This window comes from Serratia sp. 1D1416, assembly GCF_003641105.1.
GTDB classification, from domain to species: Bacteria; Pseudomonadota; Gammaproteobacteria; order Enterobacterales; family Enterobacteriaceae; genus Serratia; species Serratia ficaria.
This window is the reverse complement of record NZ_CP032738.1, coordinates 953241-966229: the sequence shown is the minus strand read 5'-3', so window position 1 is coordinate 966229 and position 12989 is coordinate 953241. Positions and strand designations below refer to the sequence as shown.

Below are 12989 nucleotides of genomic sequence, written 5' to 3'. Positions count from 1 at the left end.
CCCTAATCCAGGAGAATAACCCCGTGTTCCAGAACGTTGACGCCTATGCCGGCGATCCTATTCTGTCGCTGATGGAAAAATTCAAAAAAGACCCGCGTGCGCACAAGGTGAACCTGAGTATCGGTCTGTACTACAACGAGCAGGGCGTCATCCCGCAGATGCGGGCGGTCGCCGCGGCGGAAGCGCAGCTGAACAGCGTCGAGCACGGCGCGTCGGTGTATCTGCCGATGGAAGGCCTGCAGCCTTACCGCACCGCCATCCAGCAGCTGCTGTTCGGCGCGCAGCACCCGATGCTGCAGCAGGGGCGCATCGCCACCATTCAGACCGTCGGCGGCTCCGGCGCGTTGAAAGTGGGCGCCGACTTCCTGAAAAGCTATTTCCCGGATTCGCAGGTGTGGGTCAGCGACCCGACCTGGGAAAACCACGTCGCCATCTTCGGCGGCGCCGGCTTCAAGGTGAACACCTACCCGTACTTCGACGCCGAAAGCCTGGGCGTGAAGTTCGACGCCATGCTGAGCGCCTTGCGGCAGCTGCCGCAGCACAGCATTGCGCTGCTGCACCCGTGCTGCCACAACCCGACCGGCTCCGATCTGACCGCCGCCCAATGGGACGAGGTGGTCAAGGTGATTGCCGATCGCGCGCTGATCCCGTTCCTCGACATCGCCTATCAGGGCTTTGGCGGCGGCATGGATCAGGACGCCTACGCCATTCGCGCCATCGCCGCGGCGGGCCTGCCGTGCCTGGTGAGCAACTCGTTCTCGAAAATCTTCTCGCTGTACGGCGAGCGCGTCGGCGGCCTGTCGGTGGTGTGCGAAAGCGAAGAGGCGGCCGGCCGCGTGCTGGGCCAGCTGAAGGCGACCGTGCGCCGCAACTACTCCAGCCCGCCGAACTTCGGCGCGCAGGTGGTGGCCAAGGTGTTGAACGACGCGCAGCTGAAAGCCCAGTGGCTGGACGAAGTGGAAAACATGCGCACCCGCATCCTCGAAATGCGCAAAACGCTGGTGGAGGCGTTGAAAAGCGCGCTGCCGCAGCGCAACTTCGACTACCTGCTGGAACAGCGCGGCATGTTTAGCTACACCGGCTTCAGCGCGGCGCAGGTCGATCGCCTGCGCGATGAGTTTGGCGTCTATCTGATCCACAGCGGCCGCATGTGCGTCGCCGGCCTGAACCACAACAACGTGCACCAGGTGGCCGAGGCATTTGCCGCAGTGCAGTAAAGCCTGTTAGGGTTAACCGAAGTTCGCAAAGGAGCGATAGCGATATCGCTCCTTTTTTGTTGTCGGTTTGCCGCCGCAGTTGCCGCAAACCGGATAGAGAATATACTGATTGAGGGGCGCTCACTCATGTGGCATCAGCAAACGCTTATCCTCAGCGCTAAAGCGCGTGGTTTTCATCTGGTTACCGAAGAGATAGTCGACCAGTTAACCCACTTACACCGCCTGCAAACCGGCCTGCTGCATCTGTTGTTGCAGCATACCTCGGCCTCGCTGACGCTCAACGAGAACTGCGATCCCACGGTGCGAGCCGATATGGAGCAGCATTTCCTGCGTCAGGTGCCGGAAAACGCACCCTATCAGCATGACTACGAAGGGCCGGACGACATGCCGGCGCACATCAAATCCTCGTTGCTGGGCGCGACCTTGACGCTGCCGGTTAGCCACGGGCGGCTGATGCTGGGCACATGGCAGGGCATTTGGCTGGGGGAGCACCGCATCCACGGCGGATCACGCCGTATTGTGGCCACGTTACAGGGGGAGTAACCCGATGAATAACACAGCATTGCTGGAATACTGCATGGCGAAGCCGGGCGCGCAACAGAGCGACCAGAACCAGTGGCAGGCCAGCCAGATCAAGGTTGGCGACGTGATGTTCGCCATGGTGTGCGAAGTGCAGGGGCGGCCGGCGCTGGCGGTAAAGTCCAGCCCGGAGCTGGCGGAAAGCCTGCGCGAGCATCACCCGGAGATCGTCGCCTGCGCCGGCCTGAACAAAGCGCACTGGAATACGGTGTTTCTCGACGGCAATCTGCCGAATTCGCAGTTTTATACCCTGATAGACAGTTCCTACCAGCTGGTGCTGGCAGGGTTGCCCGAACATGTGCGCCAGGAGCTGCGCGCCTGATCCCATTTCCTCTGTTTGCCGCTGAAATTGTGATCGCCGATCGGTATTGGGAACGTTCCCGTTTTATTGGCTCAGCGAAAAAGTTAGGCTGATGCACGGATAATCGGCCTGAAAAAAGGATGCCGCGAATGAGCATGAGCGAAGAAAAACGCAGGATGATTGCCGGCGAGCTGTATGACGCCGGGGACGAGCTGCTGCGCAGCGAACGCCAGCGGGCGCGCCAGCTGGTGCACCATTACAACCACTCGTCGCCGGAAGAGGGCGAGCAGCGCAAACGCTGGCTGGGGGAGCTGCTGGGCCGGTATCAGGGCGGCACTGTCGAACCGACCTTCCGCTGCGACTACGGCTACAACATTTATCTGGGCAAGAACTTCTACGCCAATTTCGACTGCGTGATCCTCGACGTGTGCGAAGTGCATATCGGCGATAACTGCCTGCTGGCGCCGGGGGTGCATATCTACACCGCCACCCATCCGCTGGACGCCGAGACCCGCGTCGGCGGGGCGGAATTCGGCAAGCCGGTGAGGATTGGCGATAACGTGTGGATCGGCGGCCGGGCGGTGATCAACCCGGGGGTGACGCTGGGGGATAACGTGGTGGTGGCGTCCGGAGCGGTGGTGACCAAAGACGTGCCGGCCAACTGCGTGGTGGGCGGCAACCCGGCGCGGGTCATCAAGCAGCTGTAAAAAAACGGGCGCCGCAGCGGGCGCCCGTTGGCGTTACGCCCGCAGGGAGTCGATATCCACCACGAAGCGGTATTTCACGTCGCTTTTCAGCATGCGTTCATAGGCCTGGTTGATCTGCTGCATCGGGATCAGCTCGATGTCCGAGGTGATGCCGTGCTGGCCGCAGAAGTCCAGCATCTCCTGGGTTTCCGCAATGCCGCCGATCAGCGAGCCGGCGATGCGGCGGCGCTTCATGATCAGGTTGAACACCTGCGGCGACGGATGGTCGTGCTCCGGCGCGCCGACCAGCGTCAGGGTGCCGTCGCGGCGCAGCAGGTTGAGGAACGGATTGAGGTCGTGCTGGGCCGCCACCGTATTGAGGATGAAGTCGAAGCTGTTGGCGTGCTGCGCCATCTCTTCCTGATTGCGGGAAATCACCACCTCATGGGCGCCCAGGCGCTTGGCGTCTTCGATTTTCGACGGCGAAGTGGTGAACAGCACCACGTGCGCGCCCATCGCCCGCGCCAGCTTGACCCCCATGTGCCCCAGCCCGCCCAGGCCGACGATACCGACCTTTTTCCCCGGGCCCGCGCCCCACTGGCGCAGCGGCGAATAGGTGGTGATGCCGGCGCACAGCAGCGGCGCGACGCCGGCCGGATCGAGGTTGGCCGGCACCCGCAGCACGAAGTCCTGGTCCACCACCATATCGGTGGAGTAGCCGCCGTAGGTCACGGCGCCGGTCTGGCGATCCTGGCCGTTATAGGTGCCGGTAAAGCCGTTTTCGCAGTATTGCTCCAGCCCTTCCTCGCAGCTCGGACAGCTGCGGCACGAATCCACCATGCAGCCCACGCCGACCAAATCGCCGACCTGATAAGCCGAGACATGGCTGCCGACGGCGCTGACGCGGCCGACAATTTCATGGCCAGGCACCACCGGGTAGAGGGTATTGCTCCATTCGTTGCGGGCCTGATGCAGGTCCGAGTGGCAGACGCCGCAGAACAACACCTTGATTTGCACATCGTGGTCGCGCAGGGCGCGCGGCTGATAATCGAAAGGCACCAGCGCAGACTTCGCGTCATGCGCGGCATAGGCATGCGTAATGTTCATGGTCACTCCAGTCATCTGTGGATGGGGGATAAGGCATCGCCGGCAGCAGAATGCCGGTGAGACGCGGCCTGAATAATGCCGGCGGCCGCCGAGGGAACATTGATGATAAAAGGAGCGAGCGGGGAGGGAAATGCCTGAAAATGTCGAAATCTTGCCTGTTTCTGTTCAATGTGCGCGAAATCGGCAAGCGGGCGGGCCGCCGGAGAGACGGCCCGCCGCGCAGGGGGTTACTTGTTCAGCAGCGGCTTGAGGAAGCGCGCGGTATGCGAAGCTTCGCAGTCGGCCACGGTTTCCGGCGTGCCGGAGACCAGGATCTCACCGCCGCCGCTGCCGCCTTCCGGCCCCAGATCGACGATCCAGTCCGCGGTTTTGATCACGTCGAGGTTGTGCTCAATCACCACGATGGTGTTGCCCTGGTCGCGCAGCTGATGCAGCACCGCCAGCAGCTGCTGGATATCGGCGAAGTGCAGGCCGGTGGTCGGCTCGTCGAGGATGTACAGCGTCTGGCCGGTACCGCGTTTTGACAGCTCGCGCGCCAGCTTGACGCGCTGCGCCTCGCCGCCGGACAGCGTGGTGGCCGACTGGCCGAGACGAATGTACGACAGCCCGACGTCTATCAGGGTTTGCAGCTTGCGCGCCAGCGCCGGCACCGCGTCGAAGAAGTCGCGCGCCTCTTCGATGGTCATCTCCAGCACTTCGTGGATGCTCTTGCCCTTGTACTTCACTTCCAGCGTTTCGCGGTTATAGCGCTTGCCCTTGCACTGGTCGCACGGCACGTAGATGTCCGGCAGGAAGTGCATTTCCACTTTGATCACCCCGTCGCCCTGGCAGGCTTCGCAGCGGCCGCCCTTGACGTTGAAGCTGAAGCGGCCCGGGTTGTAGCCGCGGCTGCGCGATTCCGGCACGCCGGCGAACAGCTCGCGCACCGGGGTGAAGATGCCGGTGTAGGTGGCCGGGTTGGAGCGCGGCGTACGGCCGATCGGGCTCTGATCGATGTCGATCACCTTGTCGAAGTGTTCCAGGCCGGTGACTTCGCGGAACGGCGCCGGCTCGGCGATGGTGGCGCCGTTGAGCTGGCGCTGGGCGATCGGGAACAGCGTATCGTTGATCAGCGTCGATTTGCCGGAGCCGGATACCCCGGTGATGCAGGTAAACAGGCCGACCGGCAGCGTCAGCGTCACGTCTTTCAGGTTGTTGCCGCGCGCGCCGCTCAGCTTCAGCACCTTGGTCGGATCGGCCGGCACCCGCCGCGCGGGAATGGCGATTTCGCGCTTGCCGCTGAGGAACTGGCCGGTCAGCGAGTCCGGCTGCGCCATGATGTCTTCCACCGTGCCTTCCGCCACCACCTGGCCGCCGTGCACGCCGGCGCCGGGGCCGATGTCGATCACGTGGTCGGCGGCGCGAATGGCGTCTTCGTCATGTTCCACCACGATCACCGTGTTGCCCAGGTTGCGCAGGTGGATCAGGGTTTCCAGCAGGCGTTCGTTGTCGCGCTGGTGCAGGCCGATCGACGGCTCATCCAGCACGTACATCACGCCCACCAGGCCGGCGCCGATCTGGCTGGCCAAACGGATGCGCTGCGCTTCGCCGCCGGACAGGGTTTCCGCCGAACGCGACAGCGACAGGTAGTTCAGGCCGACGTTCACCAGGAACTTCAGGCGATCGCCAATCTCTTTCAGCACTTTTTCGGCAATTTTGGCGCGCTGGCCGCTGAGCTTCATGTTCTGGAAGAAGCTCATTGCGTGGCCGATGCTCAGATCGGAGATTTCCGGCAGCGTGGTGTCTTCGACGAACACGTTGCGCGCCTCTTCGCGCAGGCGGGTGCCGTGGCACGAGGCGCAGGGGCGGTTGCTGATGAACTTGGCCAGCTCTTCGCGCACCGCGCTGGATTCGGTCTCCTTGTAGCGGCGCTCCATGTTGTGCAGCACGCCTTCGAACGGATGGCGGCGCACCGTGGTGTCGCCGCGATCGTTGATGTATTTGAATTCGATCGACTCCTTGCCGGAGCCGCTCAGCACCGCCTTCTGCACGTTGGCGCTCAGGCTGTTGAACGGCGCCTCGACGTCGAACTGGTAGTGCTCCGCCAGCGAGCGCAGCATCTGGAAGTAATAGAAGTTGCGGCGATCCCAGCCGCGGATCGCGCCGCCGGCCAGCGACAGCTCGGGGTTCTGCACCACGCGCTCCGGATCGAAGAACTGCTGCACGCCCAGGCCGTCACAGGTTGGGCAGGCGCCGGCCGGGTTGTTGAACGAAAACAGGCGCGGCTCGAGTTCACGCATGCTGTAGCCGCAGATCGGGCAGGCGAAGTTGGCGGAGAACAGCAGCTCCTCGGCCTTTTCGTCGTCCATATCGGCCACCACGGCGGTGCCGCCGGACAGCTCCAGCGCGGTCTCGAAGGATTCCGCCAGGCGCTGCGCCATGTCTTCGCGCACCTTGAAGCGGTCGACCACCACTTCGATGGTGTGTTTCTTCTGCAGCTCCAGCTTCGGCGGATCGGACAGATCGCACACTTCGCCGTCGATGCGCGCGCGGATATAGCCCTGGGTGGCCAGGTTTTCCAGCGTCTTGGTGTGTTCGCCCTTGCGGTCTTTCACCACCGGCGCCAGCAGCATCAGGCGCTTGCCTTCCGGCTGGCTGAGCACGTTGTCGACCATCTGGCTGACGGTCTGCGCCGCCAGCGGCACGTGGTGATCCGGGCAGCGCGGCTCGCCGACGCGGGCGAACAGCAGGCGCAGGTAGTCGTGGATCTCGGTGATGGTGCCGACCGTGGACCGCGGGTTATGCGAGGTGGATTTCTGCTCGATGGAGATCGCCGGCGACAGACCTTCGATGTGGTCGACGTCCGGTTTTTCCATCAGCGAAAGGAACTGGCGTGCATAGGCGGAGAGCGACTCGACGTAGCGGCGCTGCCCTTCGGCATACAGCGTATCAAAAGCCAGCGAGGACTTGCCTGAACCGGACAGGCCGGTGACGACGATCAGCTTGTCACGCGGGATAATCAGGTTGATGTTTTTGAGATTATGGGTTCGAGCACCACGAACTTCGATATTGTCCATTTACACTTCCCGTCTTGATGATACACCGTGCCTGCCAGGGGATTTTTGCGGGCGATTTTGTGACCGAACGCGCAAAAAACCGGCACAGCCAGGTCGAAACGCATAATTATGACACAAAAAAACCTGAATGAATATCCAGTATACGAATGCAACAAGGTCGATCGAAAGGCCAATTCTGGAATACAATACGCACTAATCAACACGGGTGTGGTTTCGGACTCAGCGTGTTAAACTTACTCGTTTATACTGTGTAAAAATCAATCATCAGGAGAGTGCTCATGGCCAGCAGAGGCGTAAACAAAGTAATTCTGGTCGGGAATCTGGGCCAGGACCCGGAAGTCCGTTACATGCCGAACGGCGGCGCAGTGGCCAACATGACCCTGGCGACCTCCGAAAGCTGGCGTGACAAGGCGACGGGCGAGCAGAAAGAAAAAACCGAGTGGCACCGCGTCGTGCTGTTCGGCAAGCTGGCCGAAGTGGCGGGTGAATATCTGCGTAAAGGTTCTCAGGTGTACATCGAAGGTTCCCTGCAAACCCGCAAATGGACCGATCAGGCCGGCGTAGAAAAATACACCACCGAAGTGGTGGTTAACGTTGGCGGCACCATGCAGATGCTGGGCGGCCGTCAGGGCGGCGGCGCACCTGCGGGCGGCGGCCAGGCTTCCGGCGGCCAGGGCGGTTGGGGCCAGCCTCAGCAGCCGCAGGGCGGCAACCAGTTCAGCGGCGGCCAGCAGGCTCGCCCAGCGCAAAGCAGCGCGCCGGCGGCCAGCAGCAACGAACCGCCAATGGACTTCGACGACGATATTCCGTTCTAAGGTTCGCCTGGAAAATATCGCGAAGACCCCGCTCAGGCGGGGTTTTTTTATGCCGGTTTGCGAGCCGCCCAGGCATGGATCAGCAACGACTGGAAGAAGCGCTGCGGCGCAGAGAAACCGGCCTCGGCGATCAGCCGCTCGGTGTGCGCCGGCGGCAACAGCAGCAAGCGCTGCTGCAGCTGGGTCCTGAGCTCGTCCGCCGTGCGCGGAATTTGGCCGGCGAGAGCCTGCATGGCGGCCCAGCTGGCCAGGTGCTGGTCGAAATCCGCCGCCGCCATATCGCCGGCGATTTCGGCGACCACCATGCGGCCTGCGGGTTTTAACCGCGCCGCCGTCTGGCGATACAGGCCGCCGCGTTCGCCATCAAGAATAAAGTGGGTTACCAGCAGGCACAGCGCGGCGTCGTAATCGGCCGTGCCCGGCAGATCCTGCAGATAGCCCGCCGCCAACGCGCAGCGATCGCCAATCCCCGCCCGTCGCAGCTTACTGGCGCACACCCGCAGCATATCGGCGGAGGGATCGACGCCGGTGAAACGCCAGCCCGGGTACTGGCCGGCCAAATGGACGATCTCGGTGCCGGTTCCCACGCCGATGCACAGGATGTGCGCATCGGCGGGCAAATCCTTCAGCAGCAGCGCAATCAAAAAGTGAAGATTGTCGCTAATCGCACTGAAGCGCGCGTTGCCGGCGTCATACTGGCGGGAAAACTCGCCGTTGAAAATGTCATTGGTGTTCTGGTTCATGTGCGCCTCGTCGCGACTCATGCGGGTTCAACATCTGCTGCGCCTCGTGCTTCATCACATGAGTGCGAACGGCCGCCTGAAACGCTTTAAACAGCAGGCCGTTAATGAAGGTGGTGACGGTGAGCACGATAAAGGCGGTCATCACCCAGTCGACCGCGCCGATGCCGCTGTGCAGCAACGCGGGGCGGTAAACCAGCATCCCGGCTATCACCACCCAGTGGCTCATGCAGTAAAAGCATTTGAACAAATGGCCCAGCAGGGCGTTTTTGCGCGCCGCCCAGGCCCGCAGCGCCGCGAAGAGTTCGGTTTGGGTCAGCGTCATGGAAATGCTGGCCGACGCCAGCGCGATCATCAGGCATACCGAGAGATCTGAAGCCAGTGCGGATGTCATCGTTTATTCCTTATATAAGTCATGGTGCATGCGTTTTCAGCGCGCAAGACAGCGCCGGTTCTCTCATGTAACTTATAAAAGCACGTGATATTCGCCGTTGTCAATCTCTTGTATCATTGTAAGATACGTGATTATGCCTGGAAGAAGGAAGGGGAATGCGTCAGGACAACAAACTTTCGCGCATGCTGCACGTATTGCTGCATATGGCGCGCCACGAGGGGGTCTATACCTCGGAACAGATCGCCGCGATGCTGGGCACCAACAGCGCCGTAGTCAGGCGCACCCTGGCCGGCCTGCGCGACGCCGGTTTCGTTACGTCGGAGAAAGGCCACCACGGCGGCTGGCGCATCGCCGGCGATCTGCGGAATATCAGCCTGCTGGATATCTATCGCGCGGTGGGCGTTAAGCAGCTGTTCGCCATCGGCGACGGGGAGGAGCACCCGGAGTGCGCGGTCGAGGCGGCGGTGAATCAGGCGCTGGGCAACGTGCTGGATGAGGCCGAACGGGCGCTGCTGGCGCGCTTTGCCGACATCAGCCTGGCAGACCTGAAGGATAGGTTCGATCGCCACTTCCCGGCAGGGCCGGATGCCGATACGGCGGCCTGCCTCGACGGCGCCAACGCGTAATCCGCCGCTAAAAAAGCCCCTTGCGGGGCTGTTTGCACTGCAGACCGGTCACGCCGAGAAGCCGCCGTCGATGCTCAGGCTGGCGCCGGTGATGTAGCCCGCCTGCGGTCCCGCCAGGTAGGCGACGAAGCTGGCGATTTCCTCGTCTTTGCCGTAGCGGCCGATGGCCATCAGCTGTTTCAGCTGTTCGGCAAAATCGCCTTCGTCCGGGTTCATCTCGGTATCCACCGGGCCGGGCTGCACGTTGTTGACGGTGATGCCGCGCGGGCCGAGATCGCGCGCCATGCCCTTGGTCAGGCCGACCAGCGCCGACTTGCTCATCGCATACACCGCCGCGCCGCCAAAGGGCACGCGCTCGGCGTTGGTGCTGCCGATGTGGATGATGCGGCCGCCGTCGTTCATATGGCGCGCCGCTTCCTGGCTGGCGACGAACACGCTGCGCACGTTAACCGCCAGCATGCGGTCCAGATCCGCCAACGCCAGTTCCTCGGTGCCGCCCAGCGTGAACACCCCGGCGTTATTTACCAGAATATCCAGCTTGCCGAAGCTGGCCGCCGCCTGGCGCACCGCCTGCTGTAGCGCCGCCGCATCGGCGCTGTCGGCCTTGATGGCGAGCGCTTTACCGCCGGCGGCGGTGATTTCGCTCGCCAGCGCGTTGGCCCGATCGGCGGAGGCGGCGTAGGTAAAGGCGACGGCGGCGCCTTCGCGCGCCAGCCGTTTGACGATGGCGGCGCCGATGCCGCGTGAGCCGCCCTGAACGAATGCGACTTTGCCCTGCAGAGGAAGCGTTGCTGACATGATGTTTCTCCAGAGTGGATGAGGTTAAAAAATCTACCGAACCAGTATCGGAGAAACGGCCGCAGGCCACTAGCCGTAAAGAGCTATAATCAGCTTAAACCAAAGGTTTTAAATCAGGGGAAGAAAACATGCTGGGTCATCTGGAATGCTTCGTCAGCAGCGCGGAAAACGGCAGCTTCTCCGCCGCCGGCCGCAAGCTGGGCATCAGCCCGGCGGCGGTGGGCAAGAATGTCACCAAGCTGGAGACGCTGGTTGGCGTGCGGCTGTTTCAACGCAACACCCGCAAGCTGATCCTCACCGAGGCCGGCGAGCGCTTTTTGCAGGAGGTGAGCGGGGGATTGCAGACCATCCAGTGCGCGCTGAAAGGGCTGAGCAGCGGCGGCGGCGTGGCGGCCGGCACGCTGAAGATCAGCATGGGCACTGCTTTCGGCCTGCATTTCGTGTTGCCGATGCTGCCGGATTTTTTGGCGCGCTACCCGGCGATCGTCCCCGACTGGCATTTCGACAATCGCCAGGTGGATCTGATTGGCGATCATTTCGACGCGGCAATAGGCGGCGGCATCGAGCTGGCGCAGGGCATGATCGCGCGCGAACTGGCGCCGGCCCACGGGGTGCTGGTGGCTTCGGCGCAGTATCTGCGCAACCGACCGCCGCTGCAGCAGCCGGAACAGCTGGCGGAGCATGCGGGCATTTTCATCCGTTCGCCGCAAACCGGCCGCGTGCGCAACCTGCCGCTGCGCAACGCGCAAAACGAACAGCGGGCGCCGGCGATGGCGATGAAGATGACGGTGAACGAGCCGGACGCGGCGGCGCGGGCGGCGGAAATGGGGCTGGGCATCGCGCTGATCGGCATGCCGAACGCGCTGCCTTACCTGGAGAGCGGCCGATTGGTGCGGGTGTTGCCGGGCTGGTATGTCGATCGCGGCAGCGTATACCTCTATTTCCCCACCACCAAATTCCTGCCGACCAAAACCCGGGCGTTTGTCGATCACATCACCGAACAGTTTCGCCTGCAGCGGCTGGCGACGCGCTTCGACGCCCGCTGAAACGAGAAAAGCCCCTGGCGGGGCTTCTTTCTTCCGTCAACTGGCTGGTTGACGATCAGTTGAAGATTTCTGCGGTGCCGTACAGTTTGTTCTGGCCGCCGGCGGCGACGATGCGGTAGGCGTTGGCGCCGGAAGCGGCGGCCTTGCCGGCCAGTTCATTTTCCAGCGCGCTCAGGTTGGCGGCGCCGCTAACGGAGATCACGCCGATTTTCTGGGCGCCGGCGGCAGGCTGGCTGGCTGGGGTGTCCGCGGCGACGCTGGCGAAAGACGCGGTGGTCAGCAGCAGGGCGGTAGCAAAAATTTTGATGTTTTTCATGATTCGTTCCTCAGGGTATTTATTCGGTGAGAGTCCGTTGTCTCTCGATGTATTAAATGATAGTTGCCGATGCCTAAAGAAAAAATCGGAGAGTTTTGAGTATATCGATCAAATAAATTGACTGATATTTGTGCGGCTGGCGTGGTGCAAAAATCGCCGCTACCCTTTAAACAACACCCCCTGCAGGAGGAAGCCTGATGTCAATCAACGCGTTTATCGGCAGCTGGTCGCTGGTGTCTTCCGTGTTTAAAGGCGAAGACGGCAGGATAAATTACCCCTTGGGCGAGCAGGTGCTGGGCCGCATCAACTACGAGGCCAACGGCACCATGGCGGCGCAGCTGTATAGCGCCACCCGGCCGCGCTTCGCCGCCGACGATTTGGCGCTGGGCAGCGAACGGGAAATCCACGCCGCCTTTATCAATATGATTTGTTATTTTGGCCGCTATCAGGTGGACGAGAGCGACCAGCGGGTGGTGCATCAGGTCGAGGGCAGCTCGTTCCCCAACTGGATCGGCAGCCGACAGGTGCGCTTCTACAGTTTCATCGGCGATCGGCTTATGCTGCGCACCGTGCCGCTGCAAATCGGCAACGGCGTGCAGGTTGGCGAGCTGGTGTGGCAACGGCTAGGGACCTCTTCATGATCATCGTTCATCATCTGAATAACTCGCGTTCGCAGCGCATCCTGTGGTTTTTGGAAGAGCTGGGGGTGCCTTACCAGGTACAGCGCTATCAGCGCGATCCGCAAACCATGCTGGCGCCGCCGGCGCTGAAAAACATCCATCCGCTGGGCAAATCGCCGGTGATCGTCGACGGCGATCTGACGCTGGCGGAGTCCGGCGCCATCATCGAGTACCTGCAGGAAGCCTATGATGCGCAGGGGCTGTTCATCCCCACCGACTACCACGCTCGTCAGCAATACCGCTACTGGCTGCACTACGCCGAAGGTTCGCTGATGCCGCTGCTGGTGATGAAGCTGGTGTTCAGCCGGCTGGGCCAGCCGTCGATCCCCTGGCTGCTGCGGCCGGTGGCCGGCGCGATCGGCAAGGGCGTGCAGCGCGAGTACCTCGACAAGCAGATTGCGCCGCATTGCGAATACCTCGAGCAGCACCTGAATAAAGGCACCTGGTTTGTCGGCAACGAATTCAGCGCGGCGGATATTCAGATGAGCTTTCCGCTGGAGGCGATGGCGGCGCGCGGCGCGCTGGACGATTGCCCGAAGCTGCGCGGCTACCTGCAGCGCATTCATGCCCGTCCCGCTTACCAGCGGGCGCTGGAGCAGGGCGGTCCGTACGCGCTGCTGAGCTAGCG

Annotated in this window: 15 protein-coding genes; 9 read left to right on the top strand and 6 right to left on the bottom strand. The window is 62.4% G+C overall.

What is annotated here, in order from left to right; all coding sequences use genetic code 11:
* Positions 1–23: 23 nt before the first annotated feature.
* The 4 genes from D7I37_RS04555 (at position 24) to maa (ending at position 2804) form a co-directional block, all read left to right on the top strand.
* Positions 24–1217: an amino acid aminotransferase gene (locus tag D7I37_RS04555; protein ID WP_129543365.1), complete on the top strand. Its 1194-nt coding sequence runs from the start codon at positions 24–26 to the stop codon at positions 1215–1217.
* A gap of 126 nt (positions 1218–1343) precedes the next feature.
* The gene (locus D7I37_RS04550) at positions 1344–1760 is read left to right on the top strand and encodes a secondary thiamine-phosphate synthase enzyme YjbQ (protein ID WP_061799172.1); all 417 of its coding nucleotides are present in this window, start codon (positions 1344–1346) and stop codon (positions 1758–1760) included.
* Positions 1761–1764: 4 nt separating this feature from the next.
* Complete coding sequence (locus tag D7I37_RS04545) at positions 1765–2118, top strand: MmcQ/YjbR family DNA-binding protein (protein ID WP_061799170.1); 354 nt, start codon at positions 1765–1767, stop codon at positions 2116–2118.
* A 128-nt stretch (positions 2119–2246) separates the two neighbouring features.
* Positions 2247–2804 (top strand): maltose O-acetyltransferase, encoded by a 558-nt coding sequence (gene maa / locus D7I37_RS04540; RefSeq protein ID WP_129543364.1) that lies wholly within the window; start codon positions 2247–2249, stop codon positions 2802–2804.
* Positions 2805–2837: 33 nt separating this feature from the next.
* Here the strand turns inward: maa and D7I37_RS04535 are convergent, their stop codons facing one another.
* Together D7I37_RS04535 and uvrA are read right to left on the bottom strand one after the other, a co-directional pair.
* Positions 2838–3890 carry an NAD(P)-dependent alcohol dehydrogenase gene (locus D7I37_RS04535; RefSeq protein WP_095099489.1) on the bottom strand — a complete coding sequence of 351 codons (1053 nt, stop codon included), beginning with the start codon at positions 3888–3890 and terminating at the stop codon, positions 2838–2840.
* Positions 3891–4117: 227 nt separating this feature from the next.
* A complete protein-coding gene (gene uvrA, locus D7I37_RS04530; protein ID WP_129543363.1) occupies positions 4118–6946 on the bottom strand; it encodes an excinuclease ABC subunit UvrA in 2829 nt (942 codons plus the stop codon).
* Between the two features lie 278 nt (positions 6947–7224).
* On the opposite strand from uvrA, the gene ssb1 reads away from it, so the two are divergent.
* Entirely contained in the window at positions 7225–7761 is a 537-nt protein-coding gene (gene ssb1 / locus D7I37_RS04525; RefSeq protein WP_061799165.1) for a single-stranded DNA-binding protein SSB1, read from the top strand.
* A 47-nt stretch (positions 7762–7808) separates the two neighbouring features.
* Here ssb1 and D7I37_RS04520 read toward each other — a convergent pair whose 3' ends face one another.
* Together D7I37_RS04520 and D7I37_RS04515 are read right to left on the bottom strand one after the other, a co-directional pair.
* A complete protein-coding gene (locus D7I37_RS04520; protein WP_129543362.1) occupies positions 7809–8504 on the bottom strand; it encodes a class I SAM-dependent methyltransferase in 696 nt (231 codons plus the stop codon).
* Positions 8485–8895, bottom strand: coding sequence for a DUF1360 domain-containing protein (locus tag D7I37_RS04515; protein ID WP_174524369.1), 411 nt, complete (start codon positions 8893–8895; stop codon positions 8485–8487). The genes D7I37_RS04520 and D7I37_RS04515 overlap by 20 nt, the downstream gene beginning before the upstream one ends.
* A gap of 155 nt (positions 8896–9050) precedes the next feature.
* Here D7I37_RS04515 and D7I37_RS04510 point away from each other — a divergent pair, with 155 nt between their 5' ends.
* Positions 9051–9521 (top strand): Rrf2 family transcriptional regulator, encoded by a 471-nt coding sequence (locus tag D7I37_RS04510; protein ID WP_095099484.1) that lies wholly within the window; start codon positions 9051–9053, stop codon positions 9519–9521.
* A 48-nt stretch (positions 9522–9569) separates the two neighbouring features.
* Here D7I37_RS04510 and D7I37_RS04505 read toward each other — a convergent pair whose 3' ends face one another.
* Positions 9570–10319, bottom strand: a complete 750-nt coding sequence (locus tag D7I37_RS04505; RefSeq protein WP_129543361.1) for a 3-oxoacyl-ACP reductase family protein — start codon at positions 10317–10319, stop codon at positions 9570–9572.
* Between the two features lie 128 nt (positions 10320–10447).
* Here D7I37_RS04505 and D7I37_RS04500 point away from each other — a divergent pair, with 128 nt between their 5' ends.
* Complete coding sequence (locus D7I37_RS04500; protein WP_129543360.1) at positions 10448–11365, top strand: LysR family transcriptional regulator; 918 nt, start codon at positions 10448–10450, stop codon at positions 11363–11365.
* A 55-nt stretch (positions 11366–11420) separates the two neighbouring features.
* Here the strand turns inward: D7I37_RS04500 and D7I37_RS04495 are convergent, their stop codons facing one another.
* Positions 11421–11681 (bottom strand): YdgH/BhsA/McbA-like domain containing protein, encoded by a 261-nt coding sequence (locus D7I37_RS04495; protein WP_061799158.1) that lies wholly within the window; start codon positions 11679–11681, stop codon positions 11421–11423.
* A 197-nt stretch (positions 11682–11878) separates the two neighbouring features.
* Between D7I37_RS04495 and D7I37_RS04490 the strand changes: the two genes are divergently transcribed.
* Both D7I37_RS04490 and D7I37_RS04485 read left to right on the top strand, forming a co-directional pair.
* The gene (locus D7I37_RS04490; protein ID WP_061799157.1) at positions 11879–12322 is read left to right on the top strand and encodes a lipocalin-like domain-containing protein; all 444 of its coding nucleotides are present in this window, start codon (positions 11879–11881) and stop codon (positions 12320–12322) included.
* Positions 12319–12987, top strand: coding sequence for a glutathione S-transferase family protein (locus D7I37_RS04485; RefSeq protein WP_129543359.1), 669 nt, complete (start codon positions 12319–12321; stop codon positions 12985–12987). The genes D7I37_RS04490 and D7I37_RS04485 overlap by 4 nt, the downstream gene beginning before the upstream one ends.
* Positions 12988–12989: the final 2 nt, after the last annotated feature.